This is a genomic window from Pseudomonas sp. 102515 (assembly GCF_031085165.1).
Lineage (GTDB): Bacteria > Pseudomonadota > Gammaproteobacteria > Pseudomonadales > Pseudomonadaceae > Chryseomonas.
The window spans coordinates 15454-32053 of sequence record NZ_JAVHTY010000001.1 but is presented as its reverse complement, the minus strand read 5'-3'; the positions used below and the strand labels follow the sequence as shown (position 1 = coordinate 32053).

At 66.3% G+C, this 16600-nt stretch carries 17 protein-coding genes and 1 pseudogene; 9 read left to right on the top strand and 9 right to left on the bottom strand.

What is annotated here, in order from left to right:
- Positions 1 to 85 precede the first annotated feature (85 nt).
- From nadE to RCF34_RS00175, 4 genes and pseudogenes are all read right to left on the bottom strand, one after another.
- Positions 86 to 916, bottom strand: coding sequence for an ammonia-dependent NAD(+) synthetase (gene nadE, locus RCF34_RS00190; protein ID WP_308706333.1), 831 nt, complete (start codon positions 914 to 916; stop codon positions 86 to 88).
- Positions 913 to 1422, bottom strand: a complete 510-nt coding sequence (locus tag RCF34_RS00185) for a CinA family protein (RefSeq protein WP_308707495.1) — start codon at positions 1420 to 1422, stop codon at positions 913 to 915. The genes nadE and RCF34_RS00185 overlap by 4 nt, the downstream gene beginning before the upstream one ends.
- Positions 1423 to 1587: 165 nt before the next feature.
- Positions 1588 to 2070 (bottom strand): annotated as a pseudogene (locus tag RCF34_RS00180) (NTP transferase domain-containing protein); the annotation flags it as partial.
- Positions 2071 to 2072: 2 nt separating this feature from the next.
- Positions 2073 to 3062, bottom strand: a complete 990-nt coding sequence (locus tag RCF34_RS00175; RefSeq protein ID WP_308706332.1) for an XdhC family protein — start codon at positions 3060 to 3062, stop codon at positions 2073 to 2075.
- A gap of 144 nt (positions 3063 to 3206) precedes the next feature.
- Between RCF34_RS00175 and RCF34_RS00170 the strand changes: the two genes are divergently transcribed.
- The 6 genes from RCF34_RS00170 (at position 3207) to RCF34_RS00145 (ending at position 9778) form a co-directional block, all read left to right on the top strand.
- Entirely contained in the window at positions 3207 to 4076 is an 870-nt protein-coding gene (locus tag RCF34_RS00170) for a Ku protein (RefSeq protein WP_308706331.1), read from the top strand.
- 11 nt (positions 4077 to 4087) lie between these two features.
- Positions 4088 to 6649: a DNA ligase D gene (gene ligD / locus RCF34_RS00165; protein ID WP_308706330.1), complete on the top strand. Its 2562-nt coding sequence runs from the start codon at positions 4088 to 4090 to the stop codon at positions 6647 to 6649.
- A 117-nt stretch (positions 6650 to 6766) separates the two neighbouring features.
- Positions 6767 to 7780, top strand: a complete 1014-nt coding sequence (locus tag RCF34_RS00160; protein ID WP_374941150.1) for an acyl-CoA dehydrogenase — start codon at positions 6767 to 6769, stop codon at positions 7778 to 7780.
- Positions 7768 to 8529: a PIG-L family deacetylase gene (locus RCF34_RS00155; RefSeq protein WP_308706328.1), complete on the top strand. Its 762-nt coding sequence runs from the start codon at positions 7768 to 7770 to the stop codon at positions 8527 to 8529. Before RCF34_RS00160 ends, RCF34_RS00155 begins: the two co-directional genes overlap by 13 nt.
- An 8-nt stretch (positions 8530 to 8537) precedes the next feature.
- Complete coding sequence (locus RCF34_RS00150; protein WP_308706327.1) at positions 8538 to 9125, top strand: class I SAM-dependent methyltransferase; 588 nt, start codon at positions 8538 to 8540, stop codon at positions 9123 to 9125.
- Positions 9122 to 9778: a glycosyltransferase gene (locus RCF34_RS00145; protein ID WP_308706326.1), complete on the top strand. Its 657-nt coding sequence runs from the start codon at positions 9122 to 9124 to the stop codon at positions 9776 to 9778. Before RCF34_RS00150 ends, RCF34_RS00145 begins: the two co-directional genes overlap by 4 nt.
- A 166-nt stretch (positions 9779 to 9944) precedes the next feature.
- Here the strand turns inward: RCF34_RS00145 and RCF34_RS00140 are convergent, their stop codons facing one another.
- Positions 9945 to 10736, bottom strand: a complete 792-nt coding sequence (locus RCF34_RS00140) for a helix-turn-helix domain-containing protein (RefSeq protein ID WP_374941149.1) — start codon at positions 10734 to 10736, stop codon at positions 9945 to 9947.
- A 79-nt stretch (positions 10737 to 10815) separates the two neighbouring features.
- On the opposite strand from RCF34_RS00140, the gene RCF34_RS00135 reads away from it, so the two are divergent.
- Entirely contained in the window at positions 10816 to 11826 is a 1011-nt protein-coding gene (locus tag RCF34_RS00135) for a bile acid:sodium symporter family protein (protein ID WP_308706324.1), read from the top strand.
- Positions 11827 to 11850: 24 nt separating this feature from the next.
- On the opposite strand, the gene gorA is transcribed toward RCF34_RS00135, so the two are convergent.
- The gene (gorA, locus tag RCF34_RS00130; protein ID WP_308706323.1) at positions 11851 to 13224 is read right to left on the bottom strand and encodes a glutathione-disulfide reductase; all 1374 of its coding nucleotides are present in this window, start codon (positions 13222 to 13224) and stop codon (positions 11851 to 11853) included.
- 127 nt (positions 13225 to 13351) lie between these two features.
- A complete protein-coding gene (galU, locus tag RCF34_RS00125; protein ID WP_059314756.1) occupies positions 13352 to 14182 on the bottom strand; it encodes a UTP--glucose-1-phosphate uridylyltransferase GalU in 831 nt (276 codons plus the stop codon).
- A 239-nt stretch (positions 14183 to 14421) separates the two neighbouring features.
- Between galU and RCF34_RS00120 the strand changes: the two genes are divergently transcribed.
- Both RCF34_RS00120 and RCF34_RS00115 read left to right on the top strand, forming a co-directional pair.
- Positions 14422 to 14904: a hypothetical protein gene (locus tag RCF34_RS00120; RefSeq protein WP_308706322.1), complete on the top strand. Its 483-nt coding sequence runs from the start codon at positions 14422 to 14424 to the stop codon at positions 14902 to 14904.
- Between the two features lie 151 nt (positions 14905 to 15055).
- Entirely contained in the window at positions 15056 to 15430 is a 375-nt protein-coding gene (locus tag RCF34_RS00115; protein ID WP_308706321.1) for a hypothetical protein, read from the top strand.
- On the opposite strand, the gene RCF34_RS00110 is transcribed toward RCF34_RS00115, so the two are convergent.
- A complete protein-coding gene (locus RCF34_RS00110) occupies positions 15396 to 15752 on the bottom strand; it encodes an antibiotic biosynthesis monooxygenase (RefSeq protein ID WP_308706320.1) in 357 nt (118 codons plus the stop codon). The two genes, RCF34_RS00115 and RCF34_RS00110, sit on opposite strands and share 35 nt — an antisense overlap.
- Positions 15749 to 16453, bottom strand: coding sequence for a hypothetical protein (locus RCF34_RS00105; RefSeq protein WP_308706319.1), 705 nt, complete (start codon positions 16451 to 16453; stop codon positions 15749 to 15751). Before RCF34_RS00105 ends, RCF34_RS00110 begins: the two co-directional genes overlap by 4 nt.
- Between the last annotated feature and the right edge of the window lie 147 nt (positions 16454 to 16600).

Here is a 16600-nt window from a genome sequence, read left to right as displayed (position 1 = left end):
CACCACCGAGGCGCACTTCGGAATGGCGATCACCTCAAGCTGACATCGAGAACTTGCTTGATGAAAAACCTATAACCTCATGATTTTAAAGGAAAGGCGTATAGGGGAGATCACGCTTGTGGGCGCTGCGCCGGTAGGTATTGAGAATGATCTCCAGGGTTGCCGGGCTTACCGCCTTGCCTTCCAGGAAATCGTCGATCTCGGCATAGGTGATGCCAAAGGCATCTTCATCGGCCTTGCCGGGCGACAGGGATTCCAGATCGGCGGTCGGTACCTTGTGTACTAGGTCATCCGGTGCGCCCAGCCACTCGGCTACCGCCCGTACCCGTCGCTTGTTGAGACCATGCAGGGGTGTGAGGTCACAGGCGCCGTCGCCGAACTTGGTATAGAAGCCCATCAGGGCTTCCGCCGCATGATCGGTGCCTATCACCAGCCCCCGGCGTGCGCCGGCTACCGCGTACTGGGCGATCATGCGCTGGCGCGCCTTGATGTTGCCCAGCGTGAAGTCCTCATGCAGTTCGTCATCGAAGGCCACCCGGGCTTCGCGGACCGAGGCGAGCATGGCATCGCTGGCTGGCTTGATGTTGACGGTATGGGTCTCGTCGGGCTGGATGAATTGCAGGGCGCGCTGGGCATCCGCTTCGTCACGCTGGACGCCATAGGGCAGGCGCATGGCGATGAACCTCAGGCGGGCATTGCCGCTCTCCTCGCGCGCCCGCTCCACCGCCAGTTGGGCGAGTCGGCCAGCGGTGGAGGAATCCACGCCGCCACTGATGCCCAGCACGTAGCTTTCCTGCCGGCTGTCGAGCAGGTAGTCCTTGAGGAATTGGATACGACGCTCCGCTTCCGTGGCCGGATCGAAATGCTCGGGGACTTGCAGGGCCTGGATGATGTCGCGCTGAAGGGCTTCGGTCATCGGGCGTTCTCCTCTGATTCGCGTTCGAGACGTTGATGATAGGGCACCACGGCGCCGAGACTGTGCCGGGCCGCCGCAAGTTGGACGGCTTCGCGATCGCCGGGGAAGTGCTGGGTTTCAGAATAGAGCACGATGTCGTCACCGACCCGGTAGCCCCAGGCGAAACAGACGGTCCCTTGCGGAATGCCATCCGCCCCGCCTGGCCCGGCCAGCCCGGTATTGGCGATGGCCACCTGGGCCGGACTGTCACGCAAGGCGCCGGCGGCCATCTCCCGCGCCACCTCCTCACTAGTGAGGTTGTGCCGCTCGATGGTTTCCGGCTTGACGCCCAGCAGGCGTTGCTTGGCCTCGGGCGAATAGACGACGTAACCGGATTCGATGCAGCTGCCGCTGCCGGGTACCTCCGACAGCAACCCCACCACCTTGCCGGCCGTGCAGGATTCGGCCGTGGTGAGCTGCAGCTCGCGCGTCTTGAGATAGTCCAGCATGGACTCGATGGTGTTCATGAATGCGTGTCCCCAAAAGCGGTTCTCCTCCGTTGGAAGGACGGCCAAACGGGGAAGTTCTTGGGCCATTTGCCGGGTATCTTCCAAGTCGGCAGGGGTGTCGATGTCGCGATGGATACCGGCATCCGCGATCTCCCGCTCTAGCACCGAACCCTCGCGCAGCAGCCGTTTCGCTCCCTCGTCACCTTCGAGTTCGCCTAGCGCAGCGGCAAAATTCCGACCAAAGAGCACGGGATGGCCACGCCTGCCCTGGTAGGTTGGGACGACGATACGCTCGGGGTGATGCAGGTCCAGCAGTTGGCGGGCCGTGGCGTGCTGCACGAAGGGCATGTCGCCCAGGGCTACCAACCAGCCGGACGCACCGGGTGTCGCACGCACCGCGGCGGCGAGGCTGTCGCCCATGCCGGTAGTGGGCAGGCTCAGCACCACCAGGCCTTCCTGATGCGCCAGCTCGGCACGCCAGGGGGCACTGTCCGAGACCACGGCCAGGCACGGCAGACCCGAGCCTCGCCAAAGCCGAAAGGTCGCCTGCAATACCGTCAGCTCGGACGGTCCGGGCAGGGTGGCCTGCAGCTTGTCGCCTCCGCCTGCGGCGCGGAAACGGTTTCCGGCACCCGCCGCGAGAATCAGCACCTGAATGCCTGGCATCCCTAGGCGACCTGCTCCACCGCCACCAGGGCGCGCTTCTTCTGGGTCAGGGCGATGCCGTTCTTGACAGCGACCACCTCCGCCAACAGCGATAGGGCGATTTCCGGCGGCGTATGACTGCCGATGTGCAGGCCGATGGGGCCGTGCAGGCGATTGATCGCCGCCAGCGGCACGTCCAGTTGCAGCAGCCGCTCCCGCCGTCGGTCGTTGTTGCGCAGCGAACCCAGGGCGCCGACATAGAAGGCGTCGGATTGCAGCGCCGTCAGCAGCGCCAGGTCATCCAGCCGGGGGTCGTGGGTCAGGGCCACCACCGCCGTGCGCTCGTCCGGGCGGATCGCCAGCACGGCATCATCCGGCATGCCGGCGATGAAACGCGCCTGGCGTGTCTCCCAGCCCTGGCGGAATTCCTCGCGTGGATCGCAGACCAGCACCTCGAAGTCGAGCATGGCGGCCATGTCGGCGACATAGAGCGACAGCTGGCCGGCCCCGATCAGCAGCAGCCGCCAGCGCGGTCCGTGCACCAGGCGCAGGCAATTCGCGTCCAGGGCGACCGGCTCATCGCGGGTGGCGTTGGAGATCCGTACCTCGCCACTGGCCAGGTCCAGTTCGCGCAGGGCCAGTTCGTGGCCGTCGCAGCGCTGCAGCAGCTGCTCCACCCAGTGCCAGTCGACAACCCGCTCCTGGACCAGGCGCAGGGTGCCACCGCAGGGCAGTCCGAAGCGCGCGGCTTCGTCACCGGAGACGCCGTAGGTGATGATCTCCGGGCGCTCGCCGGCGAACTGGCCGGCGTGCAGCCGGGCGATCAGGTCGTCCTCGATGCAGCCGCCGGATACGGAGCCGCAGACCTGGCCGTCGTCGCGCAAGGCCAGCATGGCACCCGGCGGCCGCGGTGAGCTGCCCCAGGTCTGGACCACGGTGAACAGGCTGACGCCCTGGCCTGCCCGTCGCCAGGCCAGGGTCATGCGCAACACTTCTTGATCGACACTGTCCACGCCTTGCCACCTCTCTACCTTGCACCTGCGACGGCAAAATCGCCGTTCCGGTGGTAGAACCCAACAGCGGAGCGGGGTTCCCCGGGGCGGAACCCGGTGGATCGCCGGCCTATCCATAGGGGATACCCCAAAAGGAGAACGCCCATGCCCCGCTCGATCTGGAAAGGCGCCGTCAGCTTCGGCCTGGTGCACATCCCCGTTTCGGTCGTCTCGGCGACCCGGCAATCGGGCATCGACTTCGACTGGCTGGACGAGCGCAGCCTCGATCCGGTGGGCTACAAGCGCATCAACAAGACCACCGGCAAGGAGGTGCCCAGTGAACACATCGTCAAGGGCATCGAGCACGGCAAGGGCAAGTACGTGGTGCTCAGCGAAGACGAGATCCACAACGCCCTGCCCGAGGCCACCCGCACCATCGACATCCTCACCTTCGTCGAGGCGCGGGAGATCTCCATCCTGCACTTCGAAAAGCCCTACTACCTGGCGCCGGACAAGAACGGCGAAAAGGTCTATGCCCTGCTCCGCGACACCCTGAGCGCCGCCGGCAAGGTGGGCGTGGCCAACCTGGTGATGCACTCCAAGCAGCACCTGGCGGTGATCATGCCGCTGGGCGACGCTCTGGTGCTGAACACCCTGCGCTGGGCCGACGAGGTGCGGTCCGCGGAAGACGTCGGGCTCGAAGGTCTGGACGCCAAGGTCAGCAAGAAGGAAGTGGACATGGCCCAGCGCCTGGTGGACGACATGACCGAGCAATGGGACCCGGAGCAGTACCACGACACCTTCAAGGACAACGTCATGGCGCTGGTGGAACGCAAGCTCAAGGACGGCAAGCTCGAAGCCGTCGCCGAGGAGCCCGACACCGAGGACAGCGGCGCCGACGTCATCGACCTCACCGAATTGTTGCGCCGCAGCCTCGGTGGTAAGAAGGACAAGGAGGCGCCCAAACCCAAGGGTTCCGGCCGGGCGACCAGTCGACGTAGCCCTGCCGCCAGCCGCACCCGCAAGGCCAAGTGAGGAGCGCCGCCATGGCCAGCTCGACCAGCGAATACAACCGCAAGCGCAACTTCGATATCACCGCCGAGCCGCGTGACGAGGGCAGCTCCCGCCGGCGCAAGGCCAAGGACGCCCTGAGTTTCGTCATCCAGAAGCACGACGCGCGCCGCCTGCATTATGACTTCCGTCTGGAGCTGGATGGCACCTTGAAGAGCTGGGCGGTGCCCAAGGGCCCCAGCCTCGATCCCGGCGAAAAGCGCCTGGCGGTGCAGGTGGAGGATCACCCCCTCGCCTACGGCGGCTTCGAGGGCAGCATTCCCGAAGGCCAGTACGGCGCGGGCGATGTCATCGTCTGGGATCGCGGCGAATGGCAGGCCGATGGCGATGCGGCCGAGGGCTATGCCGCCGGCAAGCTCAAGTTCGAACTGAGGGGCGAGAAGCTGCGCGGCCACTGGACCCTGGTACGCACCCGGCTGCAGGGCCACAGCGACAAGCCCCAGTGGTTGCTGATCAAGGAACGCGACGACCAGGCGCGCGACACCGCCGACTACGAGGTGACGGTCGCCGAGCCCGACAGCGTGCTGAGCGACAAGACCCTGCCTCGGTTGGCGCAGTCCAAGGCCAAAACCCCCGCCAAACCCGAGGCAACCCAGCCGCCGGCACACCAGGCCACCGCCAGGGCGCGCGAGGCCGAGCTGCCCGAGACCCTGGAAGCCCAGTTGGCGACCCTGGTCGACAGTCCACCGGCCGGCGACTGGCTGTACGAGGTGAAATACGACGGCTATCGGCTGCTCGCCCATATCGAGGGCGGTGTGGTGCGCCTCTTCACTCGCAGTGGCAACGACTGGACCGAGCGCCTGCCGGAGCAGGCCAAGGCCCTGGCCGCGCTCGGCCTGGAGAGCGCCTGGCTGGACGGCGAGATCGTGGTCAATGATGCCCAGGGCGTCTCCAGCTTCCAGGCGCTGCAGAATGCCTTCGAGACCGGCAAGGACACCCGCATCGTCTATTACCTGTTCGATCTGCCCTATCTCAATGGCGCGGACCTGCGCGAGGTGCCGGTCGAGCAGCGCCGCGAGTTGCTCGGCAAGCTGCTGGAGGAAAGCAACGACAGCGAGCTGCTGCGCTTCTCCGCCGCCTTCGAGGTACCGGCCGAGCGCATTCTGGCCAGTGCCTGCGAACTCGGTCTCGAAGGGGTGATCGGCAAGCGCCTGGGCAGTCCCTACCGCTCGCGGCGCAACAAGGATTGGATCAAGCTCAAGTGTGCCCACCGCCAGGAATTCATCATCGTCGGCTATACCCCGCCCAAGGGCGGTCGCCGGCACCTCGGTGCGCTGCTGGTGGCGCTGCACGATGACCAGGGCCGGCTGCACTATGCCGGCAAGGTCGGTACCGGCTTCACCGCGGCCCTGCTCAAGCAGCTGCACGCCAGATTCCAGCCGCTGATCGTCGATCAGCCGCCGGTGGTGGATCCACCCACGGGCACCGCCTATCGCGAGGTGACCTGGCTGCGGCCCGAGCAGCTATGCGAGATCGCGTACGCCGAGCTGACCCAGGACCGCATCGTCCGCCAGGGCGTCTTCCATGGCCTGCGTGACGACAAGCCGGCCGAGGGCATCGGCCTCGAACAGGCCGCACCGGCGCGCGAGGCCGAGGCGCCGCGCTCTTCCGCCTCGCGTCGCCCAGCTCCGGGCAGGCAGCGGGACGCCACCGTGGCCGGGGTACGCATCAGCCATCCCGAGCGGGTCATCGACGAGGCCAGCAGCGCACGCAAGCTCGACATCGCGGGCTATTATGCGGCCGTCGCCGACTGGATCCTGCCGCACCTGGCCGACCGACCCGTGGCCCTGGTCCGCACGCCCGCAGGCATCGCTGGCGAGCAGATCTTCCAGAAGCACAAGCAGACCCTGGCGATCCCCCACATCCGCGAACTCGACCCGGCGCTGGATCCCGGCCACGCACCGCTGATGGTCATCGATAGCCGCGAGGCCCTCATCGGCGCAGCGCAGATGGGTACGGTGGAGCTCCATACCTGGAATGCCACCGCTGCCCGCATCGACCGCCCCGACCGCTTCATCCTCGATCTCGACCCCGATCCCGCCCTGCCCTGGTCGCGCATGGTGGAAGCGACGGAGCTGGTGCTGACTCTGCTCGATGAGCTGGAACTGCAGGCCTTCGTCAAGACCAGTGGTGGCCGCGGCCTGCACCTGGTGGTGCCGCTGGATCGGCGTCAGGACTGGGATACCGTCAAGGCCTTCGCCCAGGCGGCGGCCCAGCACCTGGCCAATACCCTGCCCAAGCTCTTCGCTGCCAAGATGGGCGCGCGGAATCGCCAGGGGCGGATCTTCGTCGACTACCTGCGCAATCGCCATGGCGCCACCACGGTCAGTGCCTTTTCCCTGCGCGCCCGTCCCCACCTCGGCGTTTCGGTGCCCATCGCCCGCGAGGAGCTGTCGACCCTGGAGGCCAGCGACCAATGGCGCTTCGACTCCCTGCTGCAACGCCTCGAAGCGCTCAAGGACGATCCTTGGGCCGGGTATGCCAAGGTGCGCCAGGGCCTCACGGCGGCGCGGCGCAAACGGCTGGGCGTTGAGTAGCGACGCGCCTGCCGTCGGCCAACGTACCGCCTAAGCGAAACCCCTCAGCGCTGCCCGTGGTCTGCACTAACGAGTGCTGTCGTGGACAGCGCCGTCGCCAGCCACGGGATGGAGCCGATGTCGATCGATCTGGATAACCTTCAGGACACCCTGGACGAGTGGGCCTATGACGAGGTCACTCCCGCACTGCTGCAACACCGACTCCAGATGCTCAACCAGCGCGGCCTTGATCGCCTGCCGCTGCCAGGCCAGGGGCAGACCCTGGAGCGCTGGCGCGCCCTGGCCAAGGTAGCCAATCACGACCTGGGCCTGGTCAAGCTGTACGAAGGCCACACCGATGCCCTCGCCATCCTCAGCGAACTGGATGGTTTCGTGCCGCCGCCCGCGAGCCTCTGGGGTGTCTGGGCCGCCGAGCCGCCGGATGCCCGTCTGCTGGTGCGCTATGGCGCCGACAGCATGGTCACCCTGCACGGCCGCAAGTCGTGGTGCTCCGGTGCCGCCCTGGTCAGTCACGCCCTGGTCACCGCCTGGATGGACGACCATCCGATGCTGGTGGCGGTGGAAATGAATCAACCCGGCGTCGAGGTCACCCAGGACGGCTGGCGGGCCATCGGCATGCAGCATACGGGCAGCGTCGACGTGCTGTTCGATGGTGCCGCCGGCGTACTGGTCGGAGCCCCTGGGCGTTATCTGCACCGCCCCGGCTTCTGGCACGGTGGCGGAGGCATCGCCGCCTGCTGGTATGGGTCGGCCACCGCCCTGGCCGACACCCTGCGCGCCTACTGCAAACGCCATCGCGAACCCCATGCCCTGGCTCACCTGGGCCACGTGGATGCCGCGTTGCTCGGCGCCGCGACCGCGCTGCGTCAGGCGGCACATTGGATAGACCAGGAGCCTGCAGCGGACGCCCGCTATCCGATCTGCCAGCTAAGGGCCCTGGTCGAACAGTGCGCCGAAATCGTCGTCCGCCATACCGGCCGGGCCTTCGGTGCCGCGCCGCTATGCCGCGACGCCTATTGCGCCCGCCATATGGCGGACCTGCCCGTCTACCTGCGCCAGAGTCATGCCGAGCGTGATCTGGCGGTGCTGGGTGACCTCAATCTGCTGGAGGGTACCCCTTGGCAACTGTAGGCGATCGTCAGATAAAAGGGGCCGGCACCACGCCCGAAGCCTGGCTGCAGTGGTCCGGCTTTGGCGAGATGCCGGCCATCGAGGCCGCGCAACTGGTCCCGCCCGGGCATCGCGCGGTAATCGTGGCGCCTCATCCGGACGACGAGATCCTCGGCTGCGGCGGCCTGCTCTGCCAGCTGGGCGAACTGGGTCGCCGCCTGGCACTGGTCGCTGTCACCGATGGCGATGGTAGTCACCCGCAATCCACACTCTGGCCAGTCAGCCGCCTGCGTAATACTCGCCCGCTGGAAACCCGCGAAGCCCTGCGTCGGCTGCGCCTGGAGCGCGCCACCGTGACCCGCCTGGCGATCCCGGATGGTCAGGTCAGCGAGCAGGAAGGCACTCTGCAACAGCGGCTGGTGGAGTTCATCACCCCCGAAGACGTGGTCTTCGCCACCTGGCGACTGGATGGCCATCCCGATCACGAAGCGACCGGCCGCGCGGCGGTGGAAGCCTGCCGGCTGCGCGGGGCTCGCTGCATCGAGGTACCGGTCTGGACCTGGCACTGGGCCGCCCCCGGTGATCCGCGCGTGCCCTGGGAACGGGCGCGCCGCCTGGATCTGGAGGAAGACGTCCTGGCGCTGAAAAAACGTGCGGTCAGCGCTTTTGGCAGTCAACTGACCGAGGACGCCAGCACGGGACAGGGGCCGATCCTGCCGCCTGCGGTGGTCGCCCGTCTCACCCGTGCCTGGGAGGTCTATCTGACGTGACCGTCTCCATGAGCTATTTCGACTCGCTCTACGCCAATAGCGAAGATCCCTGGGACTACCGCCATCGCTGGTACGAGGCGCGTAAGCGCGATCTTACCTTGGCCGTGCTGCCGCACCGCCGTTATACCCAGGGCTATGAGCCAGGCTGCTCCACCGGTGAACTGTCCCGTCGCCTGGCCGAACGCTGCGAACGCCTGTTGGTCAGCGACGGCAATGCCTCGGCGGTCGCCACCGCCAGGGAGCGCCTGGCCGATCAGCCCCATGTCGAGGTCCGCCACCTGCTGTTGCCGGACGCCTGGCCCGCGGCCGCCTTCGATCTCATCGTCATCAGCGAGATCGGCTATTACCTTGGTGAGCGCGGCCTGGATGCCCTGCTGGATCGCGCCCACAGCGCCCTGTTGCCCGGCGGGGTGCTGCTCGGGTGCCACTGGCGCCACCCCATCGACGGCTGCGCCCTGACCGGCGACCAGGTCCACGCACGCATGGCCGCTCTGCCCGGCCTGCATCGCCTGAGCCATCTCGAAGAAGCCGATTTCGTCCTCACCCTCTGGTCTTCCGACCCCACCTCCGTCGCCCGCCGGGAGCAGCTTCTATGATAGGTGCCGTGATACCCGCTCATAACGAAGAGCAACACGTCGAACGCTGTCTGCAATCCGTCCTGCGCGCCGCGCGGCATCCGGCGTTACTGGGTGAAGCCGTCGAGATCGTCATCGTGCTGGACAGTTGCACCGACGGCACCGCCGACATCGTTAGCCGTCTGCCGGTGACCGCGCTGGAGGTCTGGGCCTGCAACGTCGGCCTGACCCGCGCGACCGGCGCGGCCCACCTGATCCAACGGGGCGCACGCTGGCTGGCCTGCACCGATGCCGACTCGGAAGTGGCGCCGGACTGGTTCGCCGCCCAGCTCGCCTACGGCGCCGATGCCGTCTGTGGTGTGGTCGAGGTGGACGACTGGGCCCCGCATTCCCCCGGCCTGAGGGCGCGCTATGAAGCGGCCTATCATGATCGTGAAGGCCATCAGCACATCCACGGTGCCAACTTCGGCATCTCGGCGGCCGCCTATCTGCGCGCTGGCGGCTTTCCGCCCATGACCGCGGACGAGGACGTCACCCTGGTCACCGCGCTCAAGACCCAGGGCGCGCGCATCGCCTGGAGCAACAGCGTGCGGGTGCGCACCAGCTCGCGCCTGGACTGCCGGGCCCGCGGCGGTTTTGGCGACTACCTGAGCCTGCTCGGCGCCACGGCCTGAAGGCTAGCGCGGTGTTTCAGAAGTTATCTGCACAATCGTGGCGGCGCTTTTTGCTTCCGGACGGCGTTGCCCCTCCTCGCCAGAGTCCTGCTATGACTCGTCGCGGCGCCTGGCCTGGAATCAAAAATCACTCGCCAACTCTTGTACGAACCCCTGAAACACCACACTAGACGCCCAGGGCGAAAGCCCCGGGCGTCGTGCCGAATTGGCGGCGAAAGGCCGCGATGAAGGCCGACGGCGAGTTGTAGCCGCAATCCAGCGCCACCTCGGTCACCGCGGTGCCCTGCTCCAGGCGCTCGAGGGCACTGATCAGCCGCAACCGCTGGCGCCAGGTCCTGAAGGTCAGTTCGGTATCCCGCAAGAAGGCCCGGCTCAGGGTCTTTTCCGAAGCCCCCAGCACGCCCGACCACTGCGCCAGGGTACGGTCGTCCGACGGATTGGCCGCCAGGGCCTCGCACAGCAGTCGCAGGCGGCCATCCTGGGGCGCCGGCAACGATAGTCCCACCTCGGGCGCCGCCTGCAACTGATCGAGCATCACCGACACCAGCCTTCCCTCGGCCCCGTCCTCCTCATATTCCCGGACGAAGCCACTGAAGGTCTTGATCAGCTCACGGATCAAGGGACTCACCGCTACCACGCGACAGCGCTCGCCTACATAGGGCGCTGCCTCGGCGCTCACATAGAGACTGCGCATCTCCGCCTGCGGCGAGGACCGAACCTGATGCTCGACATCGGCGGCGATCCATACCGCCCGCTGCGGTGGCGCGACGTAGCTGCCCTCGGCGGTGGTCACCGTGAGCACCCCCTTGATGGCATAGGACAGCTGCCCCCAAGGATGCCGGTGCCAGGGCGTCCAGGCCGGTTGCGCCAGGGACTCGACGCGAGCATAGAGCCGCCGTGGCAGGTGGGCGAGCATGGGAACGGGACGTTCGATTGCAGACTGTCCGTTTGACGACATCATTGGGGCTTTTCGCGTTAGTCGGCTAGGTCAGGAGACGATAGCCTTGGGGCCATCCACAGACAACCCGAGAGAGACCATGGCTCGTCCCCGCCTGATGCCCGACAACTTCACCCTGCTGCTGGTCGCCACGGTGATCCTGGCCAGCGTGCTGCCCTGCCAGGGCCTCGCCGCCCAGATCGCCAACGTGGTGACCAACATCGCCATCGGCGTGCTGTTCTTCCTGCACGGCGCCAAGCTGTCGCGCCAGGCGCTGGTGGCCGGCATCACCCACTGGCGACTGCACCTGCTGGTGTTCGCCTTCACCTTCATCAGCTTTCCGCTACTCGGCTGGGCGCTGCAGCCACTGCTGGCGCCCCTGGTGACACCGGAGCTCTATCTCGGCGTGCTGTTCATGTGCGCCCTGCCCGCCACGGTGCAGTCGTCCATCGCCTTCGTCTCCATGGCCCGCGGCAACGTCTCGGCCGCGGTCTGCAGTGCGTCGCTGTCCAGTCTGCTCGGCATCTTCCTCACCCCGCTGCTGGTGCGGCTGCTGCTCGACGCCCACGGCGGCTCGGACGGCCAGAGTACGCTCGATGCCATCGTCAAGATCTGCGTCCAGCTGTTGCTGCCCTTCGTCGCGGGCCAGCTGCTGCGCCCGGTGATTGGCCACTGGGTCGATCGCCACAAGGGCAAGCTCAAGTTCGTCGACCAGGGGTCCATCCTGCTGGTGGTCTACACCGCCTTCAGCGCCGCGGTGATCGAAGGCCTGTGGCGCGAGACGCCGATCCTGTCGCTGGTGGGCCTGGTGTTCATCTGCGCCACCCTGCTGACCCTGGTGCTGCTGGCCACGCGCTACAGCGCGCGGCTGCTGGGCATGAGCAAGGAGGACGAGATCACTGTGGTCTTCTGCGGCTCCAAGAAGAGCCTGGCCACGGGAGTGCCCATGGCCAAGGTGCTGTTCGCCGGCAGCACCATGGGGCCGGTGCTGCTGCCGATCATGCTGTTCCACCAGATCCAGCTGATGGTCTGCGCAGTGCTGGCCCAGCGCTACGCCAAGCGTGAAGCGGTAGCGCCGACCACGCCCGCGGTGGCGCCGCTGCCCAAGTGATGCGCGCGGTGGCGAGGCGCCCGATCAGCGCGCCTCGTCCTCGCGAACCGGCTTGCGCATGGTGACCCACTCTTCCGCGGCAGTGGGATGAATGCCCAGGGTGTCGTCGAAGCAGGCCTTGGTCGCTCCCGCCTTGAGGGCAATGGCCAGGCATTGGATCTGCTCGCCGGCATCCGGTCCCACCATGTGGCAGCCCAGCACCTGGTCGCTGTCGGCATCCACCACCAGCTTCATCAGGGTGCGTTCCTGGACATCGGTCAGGCTGAGCTTGGTCGGCCGGAAGCTGCTCTGGAAGATCTTCAGCCGATGGCCACGCGCGCGCGCCTCTTCCTCGCTCAGGCCGATGCTGGCCAGGTTGGGCAGGCTGAAGACCGCACTGGCGATCAGGTCGTAGTTCAACGGGCGATAGCTGTCCGGACTGAACAGGTGCCGCGCCAGGGTCATGCCCTCGGCCAGCGCCACCGGGGTCAATTGCACGCGGCCGATGACGTCGCCGATGGCGTAGATCGACGGCTCGGCGGTCTGGAAGGTCTCGCCGACTTCGATGAAGCCCCGCGCATCCAGGGCGACCCCGGTGTTTTCCAGGCCCAGCTCATCCAGCATCGGCCGGCGGCCGGTGGCATAGAAGACGCAATCGACTTCCAGCACCCGGTCATCCTTGAGCGTCACCTGCAGGCTGCCATCGGCGGCCTTGTCGATCCGCGCCACGTCCGCATTGAATTGCAGGTCATGGCCACGCTTGAGCATTTCGTCGCGCAGGTGCTCGCGCACGCCCTGGTCGAAGCCGCGCAGGAACAGCTCGCGGCGATACAGCAGGGTGGTGCGGGCACCCAGGCCCTGGAAGATCGAGGCGAATTCCACGGCGATGTAGCCGCCACCCACGACCACCACCCGCTTGGGCAGCTCCGGCAGGTAGAAGGCCTCGTTGGAGGTGATGGCATGCTCGCGCCCGGGGAAGTCCGGCACGTCCGGCCAGCCACCGGTGGCGATGAGGATGCGTTCGCAGCGATAGCGCTGGCCTTCCACCTCGACGGTATGGGGATCGAGGATACGGGCGTGGGCTTCCAGCAGGGTCACCCCGCTGTTGACCAGCAAGGCCCGGTAGATGCCGTTCAGCCGGCGGATCTCGTGGTCCTTGCTGGCGACCAGGGTATTCCAGTCGAAGGCCGGGACCTCGGCGTCCCAGCCATAGCCCCGGGCCTGGCGGAATTCGTCACGAAAGGAGGCGCCGTAGATGAAGTATTTCTTGGGCATGCAGCCCACGTTGACGCAGGTGCCGCCGAGGTAGCGGCTTTCCGCGACCGCCACCCGGGCCCCGAAGTCGGCGGCGAAACGCGCCGCGCGCACTCCGCCCGAACCGGCGCCTATCACGAAGAGGTCGAAATCATAGGTCGTCATGGAGCTCTCTCTCTGCAGCTGCTGGCGCCAGCATAACGCAAGGCCACCCCGGGCAGCGGCGCGGACGGCCAACCGCCAGAAACGACAAGGCCACCCGCAGGTGGCCTGGTCCAGTGCACAGGGCGTCTTACAGCGCCTTGTACAGGTTCTCGAAGCAGAAGTTGGTGGCTTCGACGAAGCCTTCCGCGCTGCCGCAGTCGAAACGCTGACCCTTGAATTTGTAGGCCAGTACGCAACCGTCCTGGGCCTGCTTCATCAGGGCGTCGGTGATCTGGATCTCGCCACCCTTGCCCGGCTCGGTCTGCTCGATCAGGTCGAAGATGTCCGGGGTCAGGATGTAGCGGCCGATGATCGCCAGGTTGGAAGGGGCATCTTCCGGCTTGGGCTTCTCGACCATGTTGTTCACGCGGTAGATGTCGTCACGGATCATCTCGCCGGCGATCACACCGTACTTGTTGGTCTCGTTGGCCGGGACTTCCTGGATGGCCACGATCGAGCAGCGGAACTGGTTGTACAGCTTGACCATCTGCTTGAGGACGCTGTCGCCGTCCAGGTTCAGGCAGAGGTCGTCCGCCAGTACCACGGCGAAGGGCTCGTCACCGATCAGCGGGCGGCCGGTCAGGATGGCGTGGCCCAGGCCCTTCATTTCCACCTGGCGGGTGTAGGAGAAGGTGCAGTTGTCGATCAGCTTGCGAATGCCGACCAGGTACTTTTCCTTGTCGGTGTTCTTGATCTGGCTTTCCAGCTCGTAGCTGATGTCGAAATGGTCTTCCAGCGAACGCTTGCCACGGCCGGTGACGATCCCGATCTGATGCAGGCCCGCCTCCAGAGCTTCCTCCACGGCGTACTGCACCAGAGGCTTGTTCACGATGGGCAGCATTTCCTTGGGCATGGCCTTGGTCGCGGGGAGAAAACGAGTGCCATAGCCGGCTGCCGGAAACAGACATTTGGTGATCATGGGAGTCCTTTGATCTGTACGTGAAGGCAAAACGAACGGCGGTCTATCCAGCCGCTTGTCGCATACAATGCCCGAAGCGCGCGATGCTGGAAATAGCCAGGCATGGGCGCTCAGTGGACGTGCGGATACGACTCCAGGATTGGCTTCCGGTTCTGCGCAAAGCCGCAAAGAACTGCTATCGTCCAAAGTTTGCAACCAGCGTCACGACTCCGCGGATAGATCTCGACATGAAGAAATGGATGCTCCCGTTGCTGTGTGTTTCCCTTGCCGGCTGCTCCCTGGGCGGTCACCACGAGGCAGCGGAAACGCGGCCGCTCAGCGCGGAACAGACCACCCTGCTACGCCAGAACGACCTGTTGCAGGCCAAACTCCTGGTATTGGGTGGCAGCGAGGAACAGCTCAAGCTCGCCGACGCCCTGCTCCTGCGTAACGGCGGGACCAGTGCCGATGGCGAGGTGGAATTCTATCGCGCGGTGATCGCCATCAAGCAGGGCCCGCAGACCGACGATGTTCTGGACTTGTTGAACGCCGCTGCCGACCGTCACTATCCGCTGGCCTATGCCCTGCTCTATCGCCTGTACACCGACCCCTTCCTGGTTCCGGAAGCGGATCCGATCCAGGCGCAGACCTACAAGAGCGCCTATGGCGAGCTGGCCGTGGCCAGGAGTGGCTATCCGTCCTTCGACAAGGCCGTGGAAGTCACCCGTCAGCTGGCGCCCTGAATCCACCCCTCTAGCCGGCCGCTTTTGCGGCCGTTCACAGTCTGGCACTGGCGAATGAGCAGCCGTTGACCTTTCCTTCATGCGAATGATGTCAGTTGGCCGCACGACGGTAGCATCGAGCCCCTACCGTCCGCCGCCCAGAGCCATTCCCATGACCTCGCTTGGCAAGCTGTCACCCGATATCGTTGCCGTCCGCACCGTGACGCAGCGGCTCGTCCTGCTGCTGATCGGGTTCTTCGCGCTGGCCATCCTGGTGACGCGGTTGCCGACCTTCATCAACGCCGCCAGTGGCGAGACCTGGCAGATCCGCGGTGGCCAGATTCCGCTGATGCAGTATCCCGCCATGCCGGAGCGCAGCCTGGTCGCCAACCGCCAACTGATCGTCATGCTCGAGCCGGGTGATCGCATCCTGGTCCTGGACAGCGCCCCCTTTCGCCCCTGGAAGAAGGTCATGCTGATCGGCGAAGACGGCCGCATCGGCTGGATTCGCGTCACCCCGGCCCTGGGCGCGATCCGCCTGGAATGACGCCAGCCCCGGACCGCGACGACAGCAGCCGCAGGACCCGGGTGTCATGCCAGCGATACCAGCGTTCATGGCCCAGCCGTTGCGCCTCGCGATGCTCCGGATGGGCGCCCCAGGCCGTCACGGACGCCTGGTCGACCCAGTAGGACAGCGTGATGCCCAGGCCATCGGCGCCGCGTACCGACTCAACCCCCAGAAAGCCCGGTTGTGCCTGCGCCAGCTCCAGCATGCGTACGGCCATCCGCTCGTAATCGGGATCCTCGTCCGCGCGCTGCGAGATGAAGGCGATCACCACGCAATCGGGCGGCAGGTCCGGCCGGCTCATGGACGCTGGCTCCGCGCGGCGACCACGGCCTCCAGCCAGGCCCGTACCGCGGTGGGAACCTGCCCGGTCAGAGCCTCGCGTTCCGGCTGGTAGAGGGTACCGAAATGACAGGGTTGGGTTTCCAGCTCGAAGGCCACGGGCAACCCTTCTTCGTCCCAGGCCAGTACTCGCCAGCCGGCGGCGAGCAAGTCCGGCAGGTACTCGGGATTCACGCCGAAGCGACAGTGATAGGCGGCTTGCGCCCGCAGGCTGTCCTCTCCCCTTACCAGGCGAGAACCGGGCTCCAGACGGAGCTCATTGTGATACTCGATGCGGGCACAGCTCAGGGGCGCCAGCAGCGCCCGCGACGTCAGCGGATCTTCCTCGGCGTGGGCCGCGTCCGTCCATCCCAGCACGGCATGAGCGTACTCCAGCAGGGCGTACTGCAGACCACCACAGGTACCGAGAAAGGGGATCCGCTGTTCGCGGGCTGTGCGAATGCTCGCCAGCACTCCCTCTCGATTGCGATAGGGACTCCCGGGCACGCACCAGAGGCCGTCGCAGTCGACAAGGCCGCTATCGGCCGCCACGGTCGACAGCCAGCGTGATCGCAACCTGACGCCCAGGGCCCGGGCTGTGAGTGCCAGGGCCCGGGGTATGGCCTGGTGGGCAACGATGGAAGCATCCTGGTCACCTAGGAGTACGATTTCGTATGCCGTCATGACGGACACCTGCAGGCGTGGAAGGCCCGACCGACTCTAAGCCCTCGCGGCCAAGGTTTTAATAGGCGTCGCGGACAGCAGGCCGTGCAGCCCTGCCCTGTTGGTCACAGCCCCCTTTTGCCAGGCGCAAAAAAAGCGCCCGGTACA